The sequence below is a fragment of the Faecalimonas hominis genome, assembly GCF_054660755.1.
In genome coordinates, this window is sequence record NZ_BAAHSH010000065.1 from 1 (window position 1) to 21,314 (window position 21,314).

General features: G+C 39.1%; 25 protein-coding genes and 1 other annotated feature. Of the genes, 10 read left to right on the top strand and 15 right to left on the bottom strand.

Going from position 1 to position 21,314, the window contains the following annotated elements:
- The first annotated feature begins 60 nt into the window (after window positions 1-60).
- Window positions 61-246, top strand: a complete 186-nt coding sequence (locus tag ACYQ35_RS10675; RefSeq protein ID WP_459833401.1) for a hypothetical protein — start codon at window positions 61-63, stop codon at window positions 244-246.
- A gap of 23 nt (window positions 247-269) precedes the next feature.
- Here the strand turns inward: ACYQ35_RS10675 and ACYQ35_RS10680 are convergent, their stop codons facing one another.
- The 6 genes from ACYQ35_RS10680 to ACYQ35_RS10705 all read right to left on the bottom strand — a co-directional run bounded on the left by ACYQ35_RS10680 (window position 270) and on the right by ACYQ35_RS10705 (window position 5,315).
- Entirely contained in the window at window positions 270-1,517 is a 1,248-nt protein-coding gene (locus ACYQ35_RS10680; RefSeq protein ID WP_459833320.1) for a serine hydroxymethyltransferase, read from the bottom strand.
- Between the two features lie 116 nt (window positions 1,518-1,633).
- The gene (locus ACYQ35_RS10685; RefSeq protein WP_009462010.1) at window positions 1,634-2,197 is read right to left on the bottom strand and encodes a DUF3592 domain-containing protein; all 564 of its coding nucleotides are present in this window, start codon (window positions 2,195-2,197) and stop codon (window positions 1,634-1,636) included.
- 60 nt (window positions 2,198-2,257) lie between these two features.
- Window positions 2,258-3,448, bottom strand: a complete 1,191-nt coding sequence (locus ACYQ35_RS10690) for a coenzyme F420-0:L-glutamate ligase (RefSeq protein WP_009462011.1) — start codon at window positions 3,446-3,448, stop codon at window positions 2,258-2,260.
- 70 nt (window positions 3,449-3,518) lie between these two features.
- Window positions 3,519-3,908, bottom strand: coding sequence for a DUF3783 domain-containing protein (locus ACYQ35_RS10695; RefSeq protein ID WP_459833326.1), 390 nt, complete (start codon window positions 3,906-3,908; stop codon window positions 3,519-3,521).
- Between the two features lie 7 nt (window positions 3,909-3,915).
- A complete protein-coding gene (locus ACYQ35_RS10700) occupies window positions 3,916-4,656 on the bottom strand; it encodes a peptidylprolyl isomerase (RefSeq protein ID WP_459833329.1) in 741 nt (246 codons plus the stop codon).
- 26 nt (window positions 4,657-4,682) lie between these two features.
- A complete protein-coding gene (locus ACYQ35_RS10705; RefSeq protein ID WP_009462014.1) occupies window positions 4,683-5,315 on the bottom strand; it encodes an endonuclease III domain-containing protein in 633 nt (210 codons plus the stop codon).
- Between the two features lie 140 nt (window positions 5,316-5,455).
- Between ACYQ35_RS10705 and ACYQ35_RS10710 the strand changes: the two genes are divergently transcribed.
- Window positions 5,456-5,950, top strand: a complete 495-nt coding sequence (locus ACYQ35_RS10710) for a VanZ family protein (RefSeq protein ID WP_459833337.1) — start codon at window positions 5,456-5,458, stop codon at window positions 5,948-5,950.
- Window positions 5,951-5,998: 48 nt separating this feature from the next.
- Window positions 5,999-6,481 (top strand): GAF domain-containing protein, encoded by a 483-nt coding sequence (locus tag ACYQ35_RS10715; RefSeq protein ID WP_459833344.1) that lies wholly within the window; start codon window positions 5,999-6,001, stop codon window positions 6,479-6,481.
- Here ACYQ35_RS10715 and ACYQ35_RS10720 read toward each other — a convergent pair.
- From ACYQ35_RS10720 to ACYQ35_RS10730, 3 genes are all read right to left on the bottom strand, one after another.
- Window positions 6,478-7,620, bottom strand: a complete 1,143-nt coding sequence (locus ACYQ35_RS10720) for a glycerate kinase family protein (RefSeq protein WP_459833347.1) — start codon at window positions 7,618-7,620, stop codon at window positions 6,478-6,480. The genes ACYQ35_RS10715 and ACYQ35_RS10720 overlap by 4 nt on opposite strands.
- Window positions 7,621-7,625: 5 nt before the next feature.
- A complete protein-coding gene (locus tag ACYQ35_RS10725) occupies window positions 7,626-7,967 on the bottom strand; it encodes a hypothetical protein (protein ID WP_459833352.1) in 342 nt (113 codons plus the stop codon).
- 77 nt (window positions 7,968-8,044) lie between these two features.
- Entirely contained in the window at window positions 8,045-8,464 is a 420-nt protein-coding gene (locus ACYQ35_RS10730) for a GNAT family N-acetyltransferase (RefSeq protein ID WP_459833356.1), read from the bottom strand.
- Between the two features lie 232 nt (window positions 8,465-8,696).
- Here ACYQ35_RS10730 and ACYQ35_RS10735 point away from each other — a divergent pair, with 232 nt between their 5' ends.
- Window positions 8,697-9,563, top strand: coding sequence for an Rpn family recombination-promoting nuclease/putative transposase (locus ACYQ35_RS10735; RefSeq protein ID WP_459833364.1), 867 nt, complete (start codon window positions 8,697-8,699; stop codon window positions 9,561-9,563).
- A gap of 382 nt (window positions 9,564-9,945) precedes the next feature.
- Here ACYQ35_RS10735 and ACYQ35_RS10740 read toward each other — a convergent pair whose 3' ends face one another.
- The 3 genes from ACYQ35_RS10740 to ACYQ35_RS10750 are packed head-to-tail and all read right to left on the bottom strand — an operon-like array spanning window position 9,946 to window position 12,309.
- Complete coding sequence (locus ACYQ35_RS10740) at window positions 9,946-10,608, bottom strand: PHP domain-containing protein (protein ID WP_459833368.1); 663 nt, start codon at window positions 10,606-10,608, stop codon at window positions 9,946-9,948.
- A gap of 12 nt (window positions 10,609-10,620) precedes the next feature.
- Window positions 10,621-11,814, bottom strand: a complete 1,194-nt coding sequence (locus ACYQ35_RS10745; protein ID WP_459833371.1) for a glycosyltransferase family 4 protein — start codon at window positions 11,812-11,814, stop codon at window positions 10,621-10,623.
- 57 nt (window positions 11,815-11,871) lie between these two features.
- Window positions 11,872-12,309 carry a DUF2871 domain-containing protein gene (locus tag ACYQ35_RS10750; RefSeq protein WP_459833376.1) on the bottom strand — a complete coding sequence of 146 codons (438 nt, stop codon included), beginning with the start codon at window positions 12,307-12,309 and terminating at the stop codon, window positions 11,872-11,874.
- A gap of 256 nt (window positions 12,310-12,565) precedes the next feature.
- Here ACYQ35_RS10750 and ACYQ35_RS10755 point away from each other — a divergent pair, with 256 nt between their 5' ends.
- Genes ACYQ35_RS10755 through ACYQ35_RS10770 form a run of 4 tightly spaced genes read left to right on the top strand, consistent with a single transcriptional unit; the run spans window position 12,566 to window position 16,598 of the window.
- A complete protein-coding gene (locus ACYQ35_RS10755; protein ID WP_459833380.1) occupies window positions 12,566-12,967 on the top strand; it encodes an RrF2 family transcriptional regulator in 402 nt (133 codons plus the stop codon).
- 60 nt (window positions 12,968-13,027) lie between these two features.
- A complete protein-coding gene (cooS, locus tag ACYQ35_RS10760; RefSeq protein WP_459833384.1) occupies window positions 13,028-14,911 on the top strand; it encodes an anaerobic carbon-monoxide dehydrogenase catalytic subunit in 1,884 nt (627 codons plus the stop codon).
- Window positions 14,912-14,922: 11 nt separating this feature from the next.
- Window positions 14,923-15,375 (top strand): 4Fe-4S dicluster domain-containing protein, encoded by a 453-nt coding sequence (locus ACYQ35_RS10765; protein WP_009462027.1) that lies wholly within the window; start codon window positions 14,923-14,925, stop codon window positions 15,373-15,375.
- A complete protein-coding gene (locus ACYQ35_RS10770; RefSeq protein WP_459833389.1) occupies window positions 15,372-16,598 on the top strand; it encodes an NAD(P)/FAD-dependent oxidoreductase in 1,227 nt (408 codons plus the stop codon). Before ACYQ35_RS10765 ends, ACYQ35_RS10770 begins: the two co-directional genes overlap by 4 nt.
- 316 nt (window positions 16,599-16,914) lie before the next feature.
- Here ACYQ35_RS10770 and ACYQ35_RS10775 read toward each other — a convergent pair whose 3' ends face one another.
- From ACYQ35_RS10775 to ACYQ35_RS10785, 3 genes are read right to left on the bottom strand one after another with little or no spacing between them, the layout of a single operon-like run.
- Complete coding sequence (locus ACYQ35_RS10775) at window positions 16,915-17,112, bottom strand: DUF6472 family protein (protein ID WP_009462029.1); 198 nt, start codon at window positions 17,110-17,112, stop codon at window positions 16,915-16,917.
- A 39-nt stretch (window positions 17,113-17,151) separates the two neighbouring features.
- Window positions 17,152-17,964, bottom strand: a complete 813-nt coding sequence (locus ACYQ35_RS10780) for a DNA-3-methyladenine glycosylase family protein (RefSeq protein WP_459833394.1) — start codon at window positions 17,962-17,964, stop codon at window positions 17,152-17,154.
- Window positions 17,965-17,968: 4 nt separating this feature from the next.
- Window positions 17,969-19,012, bottom strand: a complete 1,044-nt coding sequence (locus ACYQ35_RS10785; protein WP_009462031.1) for a helix-turn-helix domain-containing protein — start codon at window positions 19,010-19,012, stop codon at window positions 17,969-17,971.
- A gap of 195 nt (window positions 19,013-19,207) precedes the next feature.
- Window positions 19,208-19,441 (top strand) — a binding site (T-box leader).
- Between the two features lie 108 nt (window positions 19,442-19,549).
- On the opposite strand from ACYQ35_RS10785, the gene brnQ reads away from it, so the two are divergent.
- Both brnQ and ACYQ35_RS10795 read left to right on the top strand, forming a co-directional pair.
- Window positions 19,550-20,884: a branched-chain amino acid transport system II carrier protein gene (gene brnQ, locus ACYQ35_RS10790; RefSeq protein WP_459833404.1), complete on the top strand. Its 1,335-nt coding sequence runs from the start codon at window positions 19,550-19,552 to the stop codon at window positions 20,882-20,884.
- A gap of 195 nt (window positions 20,885-21,079) precedes the next feature.
- Entirely contained in the window at window positions 21,080-21,271 is a 192-nt protein-coding gene (locus tag ACYQ35_RS10795; RefSeq protein ID WP_459833398.1) for a hypothetical protein, read from the top strand.
- Window positions 21,272-21,314: the final 43 nt, after the last annotated feature.

Genomic DNA, 21,314 nt, shown 5'->3' on the forward strand with positions numbered 1-21,314 from the left:
CTTTATAATACGAGGAGATTTACTATGTTAAATCCAATGTCACTGATAAAATATAAAGATATGTGGAACAAATTTACGGCAAACCACCCTAAATTTCCACATTTTTTAAAGGCAGTTTCACAAAATGCCCTCTCAGAAGGAACATTAATCGAAATAAATGTCACCACTCCCGACGGAAAATCTTATTCGTCCAACTTAAAGGTAAAAGCGGAAGATATGGAACTTTTGAGAGAATTAAGGGGATAGCGCAACTATCCCCTTTCTCATGTCTACTTATAAATCGGATATTTCCCACAAAGTTTTTCTACTTCCGAGCGAATCAGGTCTGCTTTCTCTTCAAACTCCGTGGCTGTGAGCCAAACTAACTCTGCAATTTTCTCCATATCCTCTTCTTTCATTCCTCTTGATGTGACTGCCGGTGTTCCGATACGCACTCCCGAAGTGACAAACGGACTTCTCGGATCATTTGGAACCGTATTTTTATTGAGAGTAATATAAACTTCATCACACCGTCTCTGCAGTTCTTTGCCGGATAAATCAAGATTTCTTAAATCCAGCAGCATCAGATGATTGTCCGTTCCTCCTGTCAGAATATCAAAACCTTTCCTCTGTAATGCCTCCGATAATACCTTCGCATTTTTGACTACCTGCTCCTGATATTCCTTAAACTCAGGTTTCAACGCCTCTCCGAATGCCACCGCTTTTGCCGCAATAACATGTTCCAGCGGACCGCCTTGCGTTCCCGGAAAGACCGCTTTATTTAAGTGGAATTTCTCCGCCGCTTCCTGATTTGCCAAAATCATTCCGCCTCGTGGTCCACGCAATGTCTTATGAGTTGTCGTCGTTACAACGTCTGCGTATGGTATCGGACTTTGATGCAGCCCTGCTGCCACAAGACCTGCGATATGAGCCATATCTACCATTAAATATGCTCCAACCTTGTCGGCAATCTCCCTGAATCTCTTGAAATCAATTTCCCTTGCATAGGCACTTGCCCCGGCGATAATCAGTTTCGGTTTTGACTCCACTGCAAGTCTCTCCACTTCGTCATAGTCAATAAATCCGTTGTCGTCCACACCGTACGGTACGATATGGAAATACATTCCCGAAAAATTTACCGGACTTCCGTGTGTCAAATGTCCGCCATGTTCAAGGTTCATTCCCATCACCGTATCACCCTGTTTTAACATGGCAATCTGCACTGCCATATTTGCCTGTGCTCCTGAGTGCGGCTGTACGTTTGCGTAATCACAATGGAATAATTTCTTCGCACGTTCAATTGCGATATTCTCAATCACGTCCACCTGTTCACAGCCACCGTAATATCGTTTCCCCGCATAACCTTCCGCATATTTATTTGTCAGTACCGTTCCCATTGTCATCATCACTTCTTCGGAAACAATATTTTCCGATGCAATCAGTTCCAGATTTCTGCGCTGTCTGTTACACTCTGCCTGAACAGCCTGTCCGACTTCTGCATCATATGCCGCAATACGCTCCATTATCTCATTTACCATGTTACGCCCTCCTTTATTTATCTTGTCCGTTTCGGATTGTTCTTAAGGTCATCATAGCACAGTTTATATTGTGCTTCAATATGCCGTCTGTCGGTTTTTTTACACTCTTTTTTATATTAAGACATTATAATTGGGGGTCCAAATAATACAAATATGCCTACACCGGTTAAAACTAAAGCAAGTGCAAACAACAGTATTCCCAGTAACTTTGATGCTCCCTCATATCGCTGTACAAACGACTCCTTTGGTTTCTTCGGATTATAAAAAACATCTGCCGGTGTTCCTATCGGATATAACCGAAACAGTGGTGATTCCTGCATATTCACTGAACTGTTTTTTCTCATCTTTACCTTTAAATGAAGCGGTAAATTTTCTCTCGTTGTCAAATTGGTTTCCATTTGCGCTGTCGGTGAATCAAACGGCGTATTGATTTGTACTGCAGAACCACTCCGAAATTTTGGACCTGAAACTTTATAAATTTTCCCTTTCACCATATATTCTATTAACGGAATATGAATACCGGCATAGCAGACAGGCGAAACTCCGACTACCCGTCCCACAATATGCTCACTGCAGCGTTCTGCCTTTTTCCATTTTCGTATTCCGAATATATAAAAGCAAACCCAACATGCTAATGCAAATGCGAGAATATATATTCCCCAAAATATATTCCAATTCATTTGACTTTCCTCCAATCAACAAGAGCCTCATGGCATACTGCCTGAGGCTCTCACATTTTATTAATTTGTATAGTTGTCAAAATATCCCTGTACAAGTACAACCGGAGTACCTTTATCTCCTGAACCGCTTGTAAGGTCACATAAAGAACCAATTAAATCTGTAAGCTGTCTAGGTGTTGTTCCCTGAGAAACCATATTGCCCACAAGATTATCATCTTTTTCTTTAATACGTTTAGAAATAGCTTCTTTTAATGCTTCTCCGCTTAAATCTTTAAAGTCATTATCTGCTAAATATTTTAATTTTACTTCGTTTGGTGTTCCGCGAAGTCCGTCTGTAAACGCAGGTGAAACAACAGGGTCTGCAAGTTCCCAGATTTTTCCCTGTGGATCTTTGAAAGCACCGTCGCCGTAAACCATAACTTCAACGTGTTTTCCTGTTTTCTCCAAAATGCTCTTTTGAATTTCTTCAACTAAATCAAAGCATTCTCTCGGGAAGAGTTTAACGCTTTCTTCCGTAGATTTATTAGAACCTAATAAACCATATTTTTCATTAAATCCGCTTCCGTCAACAGATGCGTCCAAAATCTCGTCCATGCCGAATACTTTCTCAGCACCGTTTGCTTTTAAGATTCGTTTTGTTCTCGCTCTTGTATGAATATCACAGTGGATAACATTTTTTGTGTAGTCAAGGATAACTTTCGGATTGTTTGCAAAAATGATTTCTACTTCCGCTCCCGCTTCGCGAATAAGTTCTCCGTAGTATTCCACATAATCCACACCTGTGAACTGATGTTTATTTTCTCCAAACAACTCTCTGTATTTTTCTAAAGTTAATACATCGCTGTATGGATTGATTCCTGCTTCGTCTAATTTATCAAGCGATACAAGTTCATTTCCAACTTCATCACTTGGATAACTAAGCATAAGAACGACTTTCTTCGCTCCCATAGCCATTCCCTTTAAGCAGATAGAAAATCTATTTCTTGATAAAATTGGAAAAATAATTCCAATCGTTTCTCCGCCTAATTTTGCTTTCACATCACTTGCAATTGCACTGATTGGAGCGTAATTACCCTGTGCTCTTGCAACAATCGATTCTGTAAGTGAGATTACGTCTCTATCTCTTAATTCAAATCCTTCACTGCTTGCCGCATCTAATACGCTGTTTACCACGATGTCCGCTAAATTGTCGCCTTCTCTGATGATTGGACAACGAATTCCTCTTGAAATTGTTCCTACTTTTCTTTCCATTTTTATCCCTTTTCTCTTTTATAAAATAATATAGTATGTTTCTGCCACCAAACTATTATAATATAAAATTTTATTGTTGTACATTATTTTTTTTCATCTTTTCATGCTCACCCGCAAGTTCCTCGTATAATTGGGGAATGTTCCAGTCTTTATTCGTGTCGGTAAGTATCGCTTTATAGTCCACTTTTCTTACCCCATTCCTCCGAATGCGATATAAAATCTGTTCCAGTTGAGACTCTCTCAAATTAGAAAAAATCATCATCTCTTTTTCTAATTCTTCCCCTTCATAGATTTCCTGCGTCTCTTCCATATCTTTCATTCCCGCCAAACAGCCGATTGTCTGTAAATAATCCTTTTTCTCAACCGTTTTCATTTTAATTTTAAGAGATAGAAGTATCATCTTGATTTCTCTCAACTGTTTAGCGTCCTGAAAATTAATCAATAATACTGTTTCACGCATAACTTTCCTATTTTTCTAAATATTTTTCTTTTAATACGTTTACCTGCTCCATATATTTTGCATTTTGTTTCTGCTGTACAAGACTTCTTCTGATTGTCTCTTTCACTTCATCAAAAGAAGCAACGGATTCTTCCGTTCTGTTTTCCACTTTAATTAAGTGATAGCCAAACTGTGTTTTCACAGGGCCTTTCACTTCTCCGATTTCTGCTTCAAAAGCCACATCTTCAAATTCTTTTACCATTTGGCCTCTTCCAAACTGTCCCAAATCTCCGCCTCTTGTACCTGAAGGACATGTAGAAAATTCTTTTGCGGAATCTTCAAATGTTTTTTCTCCGTTTAAAATAGATTCTAAAATCGTTTGGCATTTTTCTTCTGAATCCGTCAAAATATGTTTTGCGCTGACTGTCGCACCTTTCTTAAACTGCTGACTGTTTGCGTCATAGTACGCTTTCACTTCTTCATCAGACACTTCCACACCTTTCATTGTCTCGCGCATTGCCAACTGTGCAAGAATGTCCTTTTTCGCATTTTTAAGAATCTGCTGAAACTCTTCTGTCTCTTCCAGTTTCATTTCTTCTCCCATTTGTGCAAATAAATGTAAAGAAATTAACTGTTCTAAACACTGGTCTCTAAATTGAGGATTGTTGATATATGGCTGCTGTTCTCTTGGAACATTATTTAAAAATGCTTGTAATTCCTCTTCTGTAATCGGTTGTCCTGCAACAGTTGCTAATACTTTTTCACTCATTTTGTTTCTCCTTTATTCTGCTTTCATTATATCTTTTTTGCACAGATGTCCGCTAAACAGCATCTGTCACAATAAGGTTTTGTTCTCGCCGTACACACTTCTCTTCCGTGATATACGAGGCGGTGGCAAAAATCACTTCCCTCTTCACCCGGAATGATTTTCCACAATTCCATTTCCACCTTCTTAGGTTCTTTTATCCCATTTACCAAACCGATACGGTTCACCAGACGTATGCAGTGTGTGTCTGTCACGATCGCCGGTTTGCCAAAAACATCTCCCATTATCAGATTTGCACTTTTTCTTCCTACACCCGGCAGGGCTAAAATCTCATCAAACGTCGTCGGAATCTGGTCATTGTATTTCTCATGTAAAATTTTCATACAGGCGCTAATATCCCTCGCCTTGCTCTTTCCAAGTCCGCATGGTCTTACAATCTCTTCAATCTCCTCAACCGGTGCATTTGCCAGAGATTCCACGTCCGGAAATTTTGCATATAGTTTTTCCACAACAATGTTGACACGCTCGTCAGTACACTGTGCCGCCAGGCGAACTCCCACAAGCAGTTTCCACGCTTCATCGTAATCTAAAGTACAGTCCGCAACCGGATATTCTTTTTTTAATCGTTCAATTACTTCTAATGCTAATTCTTTTTTTCTCATGTTTTTTACCTCTCTGCCATTTTAACATTATTTTATATAGATAACAATGTTATCAAATCAAAAATTTTTTAAGAAAGTCTTTCGCCCTTTTTTATCTCTCTTTTCTATACTAATCATAAACAAATTTGGAGGGACATTTTATGAATTCAAAAAAATTATCTATCGGACTATTTTCATTTTACTGTGCTGCACTTACATGGATTATCCTGTTTAAGTTTTCTTTTTCTTTGGAGGAATTACCCCATTTAAGAAATATCAGTCTTATACCTTTTGCCGAATCGGTTATTGTAAATGGGAAAGTGGATTTTTCAGAGATTTTTCAAAATCTTTTTGCTTTCATTCCTTTCGGCGTTCTTATCAGCACTATATCAGAAAATAAATCTTTTCTTCAGAAACTTTTGCCTGCTTTTTTTGTCAGTCTTACTTTTGAGGTTTTACAGTTTATATTCTCTATCGGTGCAAGCGATATAACAGATGTGATTACCAATACTCTCGGCGGACTTATTGGCATCGGTATTTTCATGGTATTGAGAAAACTATTTAAACGAAAATACAAAACGGTAATCAACATTGTCAGTTTTACATTTGCCATACTTTTTTCCGTTCTTATGCTTATCTTGTTTTTGGCAAATTAACTATGTTATACTAGCATCAATATTATTTTGAATCAGGAGAAAAACGCAATGAAAAATATTGATATTACTTATCCAAAGGAAAAGAAAAAATTTTATTCTTTGCTGAGAACACAGCTTATCGGTCTGACAGACGGAATTCCCCATATGCTTGCGAACTTTTCCAACGCCTCCGCCCTTTTAAATCAGGCGCTTGGCGACATTAACTGGGTTGGTTTTTATTTTATGAAAGAAAATCAACTTGTGCTCGGAACATTCCAGGGAAAGCCTGCCTGCATAGAAATTCAGATTGGGAGTGGAGTCTGCGGAACCGCCGTTGCCAAAGACGAAACAATCGTGGTGGAAAATGTGCACGATTTCCCGGGACATATCGCCTGTGACAGTGCGTCTAATTCAGAGATTGTCATTCCTATTCATGCACACGGTGAAATTATAGGAGTTCTTGATATTGACAGTCCGATTTTTTCAAGATTTGACGAGGAAGATAAAAACGGACTGGAAATGCTTGTAAAAGTACTTGAGGAGATGTTTTAGACATCTCCCCTTTCCATTTGAATCACACGGAAAACCTGCTCTACGCTATCCTTGAGATTTTCTATTGCCTTTTCTTTTGCAGTTGCTTCTTCCAACGTCACAATCTCCCGCACAATCGGAAAAAACGCATCTATCCCTTTCTCATTGCACTGTTTTGCCCCTTCTGTCACTGTTCCCGCAAAGGCAATAACATTTTTATGATACTTTTTCGCCAACTCCGCTACACCGAGAGGGGCTTTTCCCATACCGGTCTGTGCATCTAATCGCCCTTCTCCCGTAATAACTATATCAGCATTTTGTATCACTTCTTCTATAGAAAGTTTCTCCAAAACAAACTGAATCCCCGAAAAAAACTCTGCCTGCAAATAACTGAGAAAAGCAAATCCAATTCCGCCGCCCGCACCCGCACCTTTTTTCATACTGTAATCTTTACCGATAAACTTTTCTGTTTGATAAGCAAAATGTTTTATTCCTTTATCCAGTTTTTCTTTCTGTTCTTCCGTAACACCCTTTTGTTTTCCAAAGACATAAGTCGCTCCATTCTCTCCGTAAAGTTCATTTTCTACATCACACATAATACGAAAACGACATTTTTTTAATGCGGAAGAAACATTTTCATCTGAAATAAATTCTATTCTTCCCACTTCTTTACCACCACGTCCTATAGGATTTTTCTCCTTATCTAAAAAAGTATAACCAAGCGCCTGTAACATTCCCACTCCCGCATCATTTGTTCCGCTTCCACCTATTCCTATCCAAATTTCCCGACACCCTTTCTGTACAGCGTCCAAAATCATTTCTCCCACTCCGAAAGTGTCCGCCTGTAACGGATTTTTTTCTTCCAAAAGGGTAAGTCCTGCTGCCTGAGCCATTTCAATAACAGCAACTTTTTCTGTCTCTAAATATCCATAGTATGCAATGTTTTTCTCTCCCAAAGGTCCTGATACAGAAACGGAGATTTTCTTTCCACCCAGACTTTCCGTAAGGATTTCCCCTGTTCCTTCTCCTCCGTCAGCCAGCGGTTTCACTGCTATATTTGCATTTGGGTAAACACCTTTTATACCTTCCCGCACTGCATTTCCCGCTTCCCGTGAAGTCATACTCCCTTTAAAAGAATCCATGATTACTGCCACATTCATTTTATTTATTCCTCTTCCTGCAAAACCTTTATGATTTGCACACGTTTTTGTGTTAATAGTGCCAATGTATTTTTTACTGCCACAATATTTTTCTCTCCGATTTCTTTTCTCAGACGGATAAAAAGCATTTCCATATTTTTTATTTCCAGCTCTTTTCCTTTTTGCGTCATTCTCCTTAAAGTCATCATTGCCGAAGACCACTGTCTGCGTGACGCCGCCTGCCCGATTCTCATAAAATCCATGCCCTTTATAAAGGTATTCAATTCCATAAAATAGGTTTCTTCTCCTAATTTTTCTATTCCTTCCTGCACCTGTACGCCCAGTTGCTCTAATTTTCTCTGTATCATTTTATTCCCTCTTATTGTCACTTTCTAATTTTATCATTTGCCATACAAACTGGGAGTTCCTACTTCTAAAACTGAATCTAAAAATCTTTTTTCATATAATATCTGGTATGATTACGAGGACAATTATCCAATTGCCCAAACACTTCATATCCCTGCTTTTCATAAAACTCTTTTGCCTGAAAGTCAAAAGTATCTAAATGGATTAAATACACATTATTACTCACTGCCTGTTGTTCGACTGATTTTAATAGTAATGTGCCCAACTTTTCACTTCTATAATTTGAATCAACCCAAAGAGTATCTATGTAAACGACATTCCAGCAGTACATTCTAGCAATGATACCAGCAATAATTTTTCCGTCTTTTTCTATTTTATGGCTTAAATCTATAAACAGTTCTGATTGTTCTGCTTGTACTTTTGACAAATTATAATCCACAAGTTTTTCCACAAGATATTTTTTATCTTCATTTGTGTAATCTTGAATAGATAATTTCATTAATACGACCTCTCTAAATTCAAATTTTTAAAATTCTCTAACATTCCACCTTCTTGAACTTACGTTCAAGAAGTATCCCTCGCTCTGCTCGGTCAATTCTAATTTTCCTATTTCCTTATACCCTATATTATATCAATTTTCTATATCCGCCACAATAAAATAATGCTGTTCAAACAACCTTTTATCTGCTACAATCAATTTATAGAATTCCTCTGTGAATGGAGGAAATCAGATGAAGAAACAACTAAAAAATCTTACCATCAAAGATAACTTTATGTTTGCAGCAGTGATGCTTGACGAGGAAAACTGCAAAGGCTTTTTAGAAAGGGCATTACAGATGAAAATTGACCGAGTGGAAGTCAGTGCGGAGAAAAATATCGTATATCACCCGGAATATAAAGGGGTACGTTTAGATGTGTATGCAAAGGACGAAAACAATACCCGCTATAATGTGGAAATGCAGGTATCAACCCAAAGTTCATTAGGCTTGAGAAGCAGATATTATCAAAGCCAAATGGATATGGAAATGTTATTATCCGGTTCGGAATACGAAGAACTTCCAAAAAGTTATGTGATTTTTATCTGTGATTTTGACCCGTTTGGTGAAAGAAAATACAAATATACTTTTGAAATGGAATGTAAAGAAACGGCAAAAGCGAAATTACAGGACAAAAGAAAGATTGTATTTTTAAGTACAAAAGGTAAAAATGCAGAAGAAGTGCCGGGGGAACTTGTCCGTTTTCTAGAGTTTGTAAAAGCAGACATAAAGGAAAGCCAAAATGATTTTCAAGATGAATATGTAAAGCAGTTGCAGAAGTTTGTAGAACATATCAAAAAAGATAGGGAAATGGAGGAACGCTTTATGCTTTTTGAAGAATTATTGAAAGAAGAAAGAAAATCAGGAAGAGAAGAAGGACGACAAGAGGGTCGAAAAAAAATGGCCGAAGTCATAACTGCATTACTTTCAAAATATGGTGAAATTCCCGATGCTCTTTCGGAAAAAATCAATGAAGAAAAAGATATGGAAATGTTAAAACGTTGGATAAGCGTAGCAACTGAAGTCAGTACAATCGAAGAATTTATTTCTAAAATATCTTAAGTTATTTCTGGATAAGTCAAATCTATAGCCCGCAAAACTGAGAAAGATTTGTGGGCGTAAGTAAACAAGTCGTGCCAGTTCAGGCAAATATTCAAAAAAATGCAGAGGAATTCTATAAAAATTCACTTTATTGCCAGTTATTCTTTTTATGCAAAAAACAACCGGCAGTCGCCCGCCGGTTAAAAGGAGAAAAATATATGATCTATGTAAACGTTTAAAACGTAATTTTTAGTCGAAGTCCAACAGCCATAAATAACCGTTCTTAAATATAACCGTTGTCTTCTTTGATTTGATACGTTTATTATAAAATGTAATTATGTAAAATCTGTGACAAAAAAACTAAAGAACTGTGAAAAATCTGAAGATTTTCCTAAGAAACCTATTACGAATCTTTAAGTAAATATGGTTTATGAATAGGCGTCTCCATATCCCAGATTTGATAGCCGTTTTCCGTGTAATATGCAGGTCTGCACTTTCCACTTTTAAACACACGGATAAAGTCTTTCATCGTTCTTACTTCTTCCGGAAAGTAAGTCGCAAAAAATCCTATTTTCTCAATAATATGACAATCACTTGATCCTACCGTGACAAGCCCCAATTCTTTTGCGTAATCCGCCGCCTTTTTATTTGCCTCAGGCAGTGTACTTCCATTTAACACTTCCACGCCGTCCAGCCCTTTTACCATTCTTAAATTCTCTTCCAGTCCCCTGTTATTATTGCGAAACGGGTGCGCACTGAAACAGATTCCTCCCTGTCTTTTTACCAAATCAATAAATTCCTGCGCATCTACCCTCTCTTTTGGATATTCTTCAATTCCAAACGCTACAATATCTCCCTGCAAAGAAAAAAATTCTATTCCCACAAAAATGGGAAAAACCACTTTCTTTGCATATTCTTCCGCATATTGTTTCAAGCCCATGTCGTCATGGTCCGTAATACAAATACCTCCCAATCCACGCCGTTTTGCCACTTTTACCATATCTTCAAGTTTCAGATAACTGTCTTTTGAGTATGTACATTCATGCATATGTGTATCTATAAACATCTGTTTTCTCCTTTACTTCTTTAACAACTCTAAAATCCGTAAACTCACTCCATTCCATGAGACCTTTGACAAATCCGGATTTTCTTCTTCCCGCTGCTCTAATTTTTCATAAATACTGTCTGCCAGCCTCCTCTCAAAGTATGGCAATTCCTCTCTATTCGGCTCATCTGTATTTTTCATGGACGGTAATTTTACAAATGCAGCCTGCTCCCGCCGGACATTTTCCGAAAGCCACTCTTTCACACCCGGAATGTCGGAACAGACAACTTTGCACCCACATGCCATCGCCTCCAACACAACTAACGGTAAGCCTTCATAGAAGGAGGGCAAGACAAACACATCGCTCTGACAAAACGTTTCCGCCAACTCCTGTTGACTTAAAAGTCCCAAGAAGGTAATCGGATACCTGCTTTCTTTGGCTAATTTGCAGATTTCCTCAAATTCCTGCTTCGTGCCGATTCCACCCGCAATCTTTATCGCCAGTTCATTTTCGTCATAAGGCAACTTTTCCACAGCGCGCAGAAGACTGAAAATTCCTTTCTTTTCCGTCACCTTCCCGGCAAATGCAATCTGCTTTTTACGCAGTTTTTCCGTTTTTCTCCTCCGAAAAACAGTTTGATTGTATCCTACGCCCACAATATGAATTCTGTCCGGAGGCAGCAAAAACATTTTCTGCACTATCTGTTTTTGTTCCCTGTGAAGAACTATCACGCCGTTTAACTTTCCTATATTTTTTCGGATTCGTTCTCTCTGCAGCGGATTCTTAGAAAACTGTCTTAAATCCGAGCCGTGACATACACCGTATATTTTCTTGTCCGGATACCATTCTCTCACCAGTGCTGTGAGCAGGTAAAGGTGATGACATACGATGACGTCCGGATTCATCTCCTGCACTGCCAAAGATATTTTTTCCTGAAATGCACGAGAAAATTTTTCCAAAATCTCCCCGCTCATCTCACTGTATTTTAAACTTTCATAAGGCATTTCGTCAGACATACCAAATATGGAAAATGGTAATTCTTCCGACTGATAATAAACGGGATACACTTTTACTTCCTGCGGAAAATCCAAGCGGTCATCTTCATAAATTCCCGTGATGACCGCCTGTTTATTTCCCTGTGTATCCCAATTTTTCACCAATTCAGTTAAGTATATACCACTGCCCGTACTATGAGGTTTCTGTGCCGTAATACTTAATATTTTCATCTTATCTAATGGAACTGTGTCCCTCTCCTTCCCTTTAACTGCCTGCTTTTCTTCTTATTATACCTCTTTTTGTGATGTCTGCAAAGTTGAAACGCTCTCTTTTAATGAAAAGAAAAAGAAAAGCATTCCCACTCCGATGAGTATATGTCCGATTCCCGCAACCCCTGACATCATACCGTTCTGCGCACTACTAAGTTCCACACCAAGAACCTGAACGATTCCGCGAACAGTCAGCATAACTGATGTCAAACAGACACCTGCGTTATAGATGACAAAAAATGCAGAATATTTTTTCGCCCTATCAATCGCAAACAGGCGAATACATATTGTTACAAGCAGAAACATAACCATACCGAGCATAAATAAATGGGTATGTAAAACGGATAATGTTGTTTTTCCGTCAAATTCCTGAAACTTTGTAAATTCCCGATAAAATACACCCCCGATCATGGCTAAAATGGCATAAATAAATGATGTGTTTACTGTTTTCTTCATATAATCTCCTCTTTTCCTAAATAGTATACATACAGTCATGCGGCTCGAATTGACTGCTCCGCAGTCTATTTCGTTGCTGCCGCAACTAAATTCTCGCTTATGGCTAATCGCCATATACACAGATATAAGAGAACCTCCCTGCAAACAAGTTTGCACCCGGTCTCTTATATCCGTGTGCATGACTGTATAGTTTGTAAAAATCATTCTTGACTATTTTAGTATAGTATTATATAGTTATTTTATCAAGGAGGTATTTATGTTATTTACGAAAGAATGTGATTATGCCATTCGGATTATGCGGGCATTGTCATCAGGCGAATTTATCAACGTGTCTACCATATGTACAATGGAGAATCTCTCATCTGCCATGACATATAAAATTACGAGAAAACTGGAAAAGGCGGGACTTTTGAAAAGTCTAAGAGGCGCAAACGGGGGATATGCCCTGAACCAGTCTTTAAAAGACATTTCTCTTTACGATGTCTGCTCTTCCATTGAGCCGGATATCTTACTGCTGGAATGTATGAAAAAAGATTATCAGTGCTCCATGAATACGCAAAACACACCTTGTCTCGTTCACGGTGAATTTTGTCGGATTCAGCGTATTCTTTTACAGGAATTACAGCATAAAAATTTAGCAGAATTATTTCGCAAATAATTTTTTACCCGAATCTATACATTTTTAGTACAGTTTATGTTATAAGGAGGATTTTACACAATGAATCAATGTTATGGTTGCAATACTTGCAAAAGTGCAGATAAACCTTTGGAAAGTTATATCCGCTCACTTCCTATGGAAACTTCTCACCACCGTGTAGAAGGACAGAGTACAAAATGCGGTTTTGGATTACAGGGTGTCTGTTGTCGTCTCTGTTCTAACGGACCTTGCCGAATTACACCAGATGCTCCTCGAGGAATTTGTGGCGCCAACGCAGATACGATTGTTACAAGAAACTTTTTACGCGCGGTTGCCTCAGGAAGCGGCTGTTATATCCACATTGTAGAAAACACTGCTTTGAATTTAAAGAAGACTGCTCAGATACGCGGAGAATTAAAAGGAATTCAATCTCTGAATCATCTTGCAGAAATTTTCGGCATTACAGATGAAGATATTTATGTAAAAGCAGAAAAAGTTGCTGATGCCGTACTTGCAGACTTATATAAACCGGAATACGTTTCTGCGGAACTCGTTGAAAAAATCGCTTACGCGCCACGTGTAAAACGCTGGAAAGAACTTGGCATTATGCCGGGCGGTGCAAAAGCCGAAGTATTTAAAGGTGTTGTAAAATGTTCAACAAACTTAAACTCCGATCCGGTAGATATGCTTACAGACTGCCTCAAATTAGGTATTTCCACAGGTGTATACGGCCTGACACTGACCAACTTATTAAATGACGTTCTTTTAGGACAGCCTGAACTTCGCCTTGCCCCTGTAGGTCTCCGCGTAATTGATCCGGATTATATTAACATTATGATTACGGGACACCAGCACACAATCTTCGTTGATTTACAGGAACGTCTTATCTCAGACGAGGCCAAAGCAAAAGCACAGGCAGCGGGAGCAAAGGGCTTTAAATTAGTTGGTTGTACCTGTGTCGGACAGGATTTACAACTTCGCGGCGCTCACTATACAGAAGTATTTGACGGACATGCCGGAAATAACTACACAAGTGAGGCTATCCTCGCAACCGGCGCAATCGATGTTGTTCTTTCTGAATTTAACTGTACTCTTCCAGGAATCGAGCCAATCTGTGATGAATTAAAAATCAAACAGATTTGTCTTGACGATGTAGCCAAAAAGGCAAATGCGGAACTTATGCCATTCTCCTTTGAAAACCGCGAAGAACAGAGCGAAATCATTATTGATAAAATTATCGAAGCATACAAAGAAAGACGCGGAACAGTGCCGATGAATCTTTTTGAAGATCACGGAAACGACTGCACTTTAACAGGGGTAAGCGAAGGTTCGTTAAAAGATTTCCTCGGCGGAAAATGGACTCCTCTTATTGAATTAATCGTATCAGGAGAAATCAAAGGGATTGCCGGCGTAGTCGGCTGTTCAAACTTAACAGCGGGCGGTCACGACGTTTTAAGTGTGGAACTGACAAAAGAACTGATTGCAAAAGACATTCTTGTTCTCACTGCCGGCTGTTCTTCAGGGGGAATCGAAAACTGCGGTTTAATGACACCTGAAGCGGCAAAATTAGCAGGTCCTAAACTTCGCGCAGTCTGTGAAAAATTAAATATTCCTCCTGTATTAAACTTCGGTCCTTGTCTTGCAATTGGACGATTGGAAATCGTTGCCACAGAAATCGCAAGAGAACTTGGCGTTGACCTTCCTGAACTTCCTCTTGTTCTTTCTGCTGCACAATGGCTTGAAGAACAGGCCTTGGCAGACGGCTGTTTCGGTCTTGCACTGGGGCTTCCTCTTCATTTAGGACTTCCTCCATTTATTACAGGAAGTAAAACTGCAGTAAAAGTGATGACGGAAGACATGAAAGAACTGACAGGCGGACAGGTTATCATTAACGAAGATGCAAAAGAAACTGCTGATATTTTAGAAAAGATTATTGAGGAAAAACGTAATCATTTACATATATAGGAGGGTTATCTATGAGACGTATTATGATTGATGCCTCCAAATGCGATGGCTGTAAAAACTGTACGGTTGCCTGTATACAGGCGCACCGTGAAACTCCGGGTACAATTTATGATTTAGATTTAACTGATATCCGCAACGAATCCCGCAATCATATTGAGAAGATGCCGGACGGAAGTTACCGTCCCATCTTCTGCAGACACTGTGATTTGCCTGAATGTGTAATGTCCTGCATGAGCGGGGCTTTAACGAAAGATGCCAAGACAGGTCTTGTCTCCTATGATGAGAAAAAATGCGGCTCATGTTTTATGTGCGTAATGAACTGTCCGTACGGCGTTTTAAAAGCAGACACCGCCACTCACACAAAAGTGATTAAATGCGATTTCTGTATACAGGACAACAGCGAACCAAACTGCGTGAAATCCTGTCCGAAAAAGGCTATCTATGTAGAGGAGGTAACATTATGATGCACGTAATTATCGGTGTTGGGCCTGCCGGAATCACCGCTGCCCAGACCATTTTAAAAACTGATAAAGACGCACAAATCACTATGATTTCCACAGACGAATTTGTGCATTCCCGCTGTATGTTACACCGCTATTTAAGCCATGAGCGCAACGAGGAAACACTTTCTTTTGTAGATAAGGATTTCTTTTCCTCAAACCGCATTCACTGGGTAAAAGGAGTAACTGTTGAAAAAATTGATGTGGACGAGAAAAAAGTCTGTCTCTCCAACCACGAGGACTATCTGTTTGACAAACTGCTAATCGCAACAGGAGCAAACAGTTTCATTCCTCCGGTTGCACAATTCAGAGAGGCAAAAAATGTTTTCGGACTCCGTCATCTCTCCGACGCCCAGAAAATCAGACCGCTTGCCGACGATGCAGATCATATTCTCGTTGTCGGTTCCGGCCTTGTTGGAATGGACGCTGCCTATGCATTTTTAGAGCAGGGGAAAAAAGTAACGGTAGTGGAAATGGCAGACAGAATCCTCCCTATCCAATTAAACGAAACTGCCGGAAAACCATACCGTAAACTTTTTGAGGAACACGGCTGCAATTTCATTGTCGGAAAAAAAGCCTCCGACACACATATGGACGAGAATGGTTACATTGACGCTGTTTTCCTCGATGACGGAACAAAAATTGACTGCGATTTAATCATTGTAGCAGCAGGTGTACGCCCTGCCGTTGAATGTGTAGAAGGTTCAAAAATCCATGTAGACCGCTTCATTCAGGTTGACGACACAATGAAAACAAACTGCAATGACATTTACTCTGCCGGAGATGTAACCGGATTATCGGGAATCTGGCCAAACGCCATGAAACAGGGGCAGGTTGCCGGTCTTAATATGTGTGGCGTGGAATCCCACTACACAGACAGATACGCCATGAAAAATACGATGAACTTCTACGGGCTTGTAACACTTTCACTCGGCCGCGGAGTTGCCGAGGAAGGCGACACTGTTTTAGAACAGGAAGATGCTAAGAACTATAAACGTGCAATTATCCGAAACGGCAAACTGGACAGCATCTTATTACAGGGTTCCATTGATTACGCAGGTATTTATCAATATTTAATCAAAAACGAAATAGATGTTTCTCACTTTGATAAAGATATTTTCCACCTTTCTTTCGCCGATTTCTACGGTATTGACGAAAAAGGAAAATATTATTATGAGGTGAGGTAGAAACTGCAAATCGGGGACGTAGTGTTCTCTAATTTCACTACGTCCCCGATTGCAATTCACTGTGTCCCTTTTTTCAGATACCCCTGTCCCTTTTTACATTAAGCCACCAGAGTTCCCTTAAAATTAAAACTTTTACTATTATCTAACAAAAAATCTTATAAAATCTTCATATATTCAACTAATTTATGGCCTATTCTCAAACGTTTTCAATGATTATGATCTATAAATGTAATTCTATATCCGAAAAGGGACAGGGCTAAACGTGAAAGGGGACGTAGTACTTTTTAATTTTACTACGTCCCCTTTCACAGTTTTTTCACATCTGTTTCCGCACAATTCTATACTCGTCGCCGAACTGGTAATATGGGCAGTCTCTAAATTCGCCCTTTACAAAACGATACATCTCATCTTCATCTAAATTTTTCGTACAAACATAATACTCGTATTCCTCATCGTACTCATAGTTCATACAACTCTCACAGTTGGACACCATTTTCTTTTCCGTCTGTTTCATCGCACCGGTCCTTTCTCTTTCATTTCTCCGTACAGTATATCACTTTTTCCCAAACAATTCATAGTAAAATATATATTGCTGCATAACGCCCTGAAATCCGTTATAACGCCTGTTAGGAAACCCTCTTTTATAATGTTCGTCCAGCACCTGACGGATATGTGTATCTACAGGAAAAGCCTGTAAATGATGCAGTGCAAACAGGCATATGCAGTCTGCAACTTTTTCTCCGACTCCAAATAAATTCAGCAGCTCGGCTTTTGCTTTTCGATAGGACATTTTCTTTACCTGTTCCAAACTTATCTCTCCCGCCACAACACTCTTTGCCGTGCGCACAACATATTTGCCCCGGTATCCTAAATTACACGCCTTTAATTCGTCGTCCCCTAATTTTTCCAATGTCTCTGCCGTCGGAAACGTATAGTAAACTTCTCCACGAAAATTCAACTGCCTTTCTCCATACTCTTCACAAATATTTTGAATACACTTTCGTATTCTCGCTATATTGTTTTGCTGGGAAATAAGAAATGAAACTATCATTTCCCATAAATCCTGATGTAAAATTCTTATTCCATAACCAAATCTCCCCGCTTCACTTAAATACCTGTCATTCGGATTAATCTGACATAAATAATCCTCATAATTTCTATCTAAGTCAAAATAGTTTTTCCAAAATGTCTCAAATTCCTCTTCCCCGCATGAAAATGTGCAGTTTTCTTTTTCCTGTGTGATTTCTAAATAGCGCCCCGACGCAACTACACTGTACTTATTTTCTTCCACCGGTGTCATACGGAAACACTGTCCCGAATCACAAATCTGTTGAATGTTAAAATGAGGTATCTGTTTTGTTGTCATATATTTAGCCTGTTATCTCCTTTACTTCTTCCAATAATTTTTTGTATCGTTCATCGTCCTGCAAAAATGCAAATTCTCCGTCATTTTCAAATGCCTTTTTGAACATAAAAAAGATATTTGACATTTCTCCGTCCTTAAACTGCATATGGGAATATAGTGGAGCATATCGGAAATCTCCCATATGCTGAAGGGAGTGAGCCATTTCCGTTAAAATTTCTAATGTTTTTTCTTTATCTTTTTTGTAAACGGCCAATTCTAAACCTGCCGTCACTTCCATATATCTTCCCATCTCCAATGTTTTCGCCAACTCACCCTGTTTTTCCGTGATATATTCTGCTTTTTCTAAATCATTTTCTTTTACCGCCAGTGTATATATTCCGGATAATGACTGAGCCATATTCATTCCGCCTGTATACAGTATTTCTTCGTATAATCTGTAGGCATCTTCCGTTTTTCCCTGCTTTGCAAATAAAAGCGCCCTCATTTGTTTCGCACTGACCTCTATCTTCGGGAAACGGTCCAAATACCTCTGAGCCTCCTCAAAATTTTTCTTCCCTATCTGATAGTGGAACAGAGAAATCCATGCCGACATGGCTAGAGTATATTCCCGGCTGTCTGCCACACGCAAATATAACTGATAAATTTTTTCATCATATTTTTCGTGATTCTCTACATTCAAAATCGTTCTGTAACCGTCCAACGTCTGCGCTGCCACCAAGATCAGTTTATCACAATTCGGATATTCCCGTATCTGCTGTTCTGTCCACCGGAAAACATCTTCATAGGATTCCGTTTTCATTTTCTCCGCAAGCAATTCAATTTTCCTTGAAATTTCTTTGTCTGTCAACTCATTTTGATAAGAAAGCAGAGTATCCGTGCTGATACCTAAAAGCCTTGCTATCGGCGCCAACAGAGAAATGTCGGGCATCGAGTTACCATTCTCCCACTTGTTCACGGCAGGTGTTGTCACTCCCAAATATTCTGCCATTTCTTCCTGTGTCATCTGTTTTTCTTTTCGATATTTTCGTATTACTTCTCCTATTTTCATCTCTATTTCCTCCAACTCTTTTTTCGCAAGGCCTTTGCTTAATTTAAGAATAGCAGATAGACGGAAAAGTAACAATTGACGTAAAAGAAATATTTAGGCAAATTTTTTAACTGCCGGTTAAAATTTATGGAAAATAATTTTTTTATAAAAACCACTTGCAAATTTCTTACAAATCAAATATAATACACCCATATTACAAATTCGTTGATAAGAACAAGTAATCTTCAGTGGATTTTTCAGAGAGGTAACGGTCGGTGTGAGTTACTAATGAACCTGACAGATGAAATCATCTTTGAGAAGCACGCTGAAATGCAAGTAAGCAAGCCGGAGTTAAGCCACGTTACAGGTGACACGCATTAGATGATGCGATATGAGCTGAGTTTATACTCGGGAATTAAGGTGGTACCACGATTGATAATCGTCCTTTTCATAGGACGATTTTTTTATACTCAATTATCAGTGACAGCACTACTTACACTCCCGTCATAGCGAAGATTGTATCAAATGCAATGATTTTATTTTGAGGAGGATTTTATGATGAAATTAAAGAAAAGACAAGTTTTACTCGTAAGTTTTATGTTGTTTTCACTGTTTTTTGGAGCAGGAAACCTGATTTTCCCTCCATTTTTGGGACAGAACGCCGGTGAACATACTCCTTTGGCAATTTTAACCTTCCTGATTACGGCTGTTGCCCTCCCGGTTTTGGGTGTTATCGTTGTGGCGCGGTTTGACGGACTGGAAAGGCTTTCACGGAAAGTAAATCCTAAATTTGCCATTGTGTTTACTATTTTGATTTATTTATCCATCGGTCCGGGACTTGGCATTCCGCGTGCCGCTTCCCTTCCTTTTGAGATGGCAGTAGCGCCTTACCTTCCGGAAGGAACAAATTTGACTTTATCCATGCTTGCATTTTCATTCGTATTCTTTTTACTTGCAGGGTGGCTTGCAATGACACCGAACAAACTGGTGGAACGAATCGGAAAAGTGCTGACACCTTCTTTACTTTGTTTATTACTCTTTCTGTTTTTCAGTTTTCTGTTTAAAGGAACTGTTGATGTTGCACCTGCACAGGAAAGTTATAACGCTAATCCGATGGTAAAAGGATTCTTGGAAGGGTATCTGACAATGGACACTATTGCCGCATTGAACTTCGGTCTTGTCATCGCCACAACTATCCGTGGGCTTGGCGTAAAAGAGAAAAAAGGCGTTATGCACTACACGGTTACAACAGGGATTTTTGCCGGAACAATTCTGGCAGCCGTATATTTGATGCTCGCTTACATGGGAATGAGTTCTTCGGGGGTATTTGACATTCAGGAAAACGGTGCGTGGACACTTCGCTGCATCGTCCATGAACTTTTCGGAGACACCGGAGCAATCCTGCTGGCTGCAATTTTTACATTGGCATGCCTAACAACATGTGTTGGATTGATCACTTCCATTTCACAGTATTTTTCCACACTGACAAGTAAGTTTTCTTATCGCAAATGGGTATGCGTGATTGCAGGATTTTCGTTTATCGTATGTAATCAGGGATTAAATATGATTTTAAGTATTTCTGTTCCTGTACTTGACGCAATTTATCCAATCTCCATTATGCTAATCGTACTTGGACTTTGCGATACATGGTTAAAACGCAACCCGTATATCTATCCTTGTACAATCGGGGCAGTCGGAGCTATCAGTGTGATTTATGCTCTCGAAAAAGTCGGAGTGAAGTTTGGTTTTGTAAATAAACTTTGTCATTCCCTTCCACTTTATTCTCTCGGTCTTGGCTGGGTTGTTGTTGCAGTTGCCGTCATGGCATTTTGCTGTGTCGTATGTGTATTTAAAAAAGTTGATGATACACAGGCGATTCCTACGGCAGAATAATATTATCGTCTTTATGTGACTTCATTACAGAACTTTTCTTTCTATTAGGGCATAATAAAAGCATCAAATATAAAGGAGAGAATCGGAATGATGAACATACAATTAGATGACAGACTGAAAAATTATATGCAGGAAAATCAACTGCAGAATATTTTAATCACTTCCATGATGTGCCACACATGAGGCGGCTCTCGTTTGGAGATTTCAGCAAGATTTGTTGATAAAAATGAAACAGAACGTTTAAAAGCGGACAATTTTAAAAGTTTCCCTCATGAATTAGGGGAAGTATTAATCCGCAGAATACCTGAGAAGGCTGATGATACCGTCCATCTTGGATTATCCCGCTTTTTTAAGAAGATTATTGTGGAAGGAATTTATTCCGCATAATGCAAATGAGGAATGTCGAATGTTAAGAGTATGAAACTTTTTC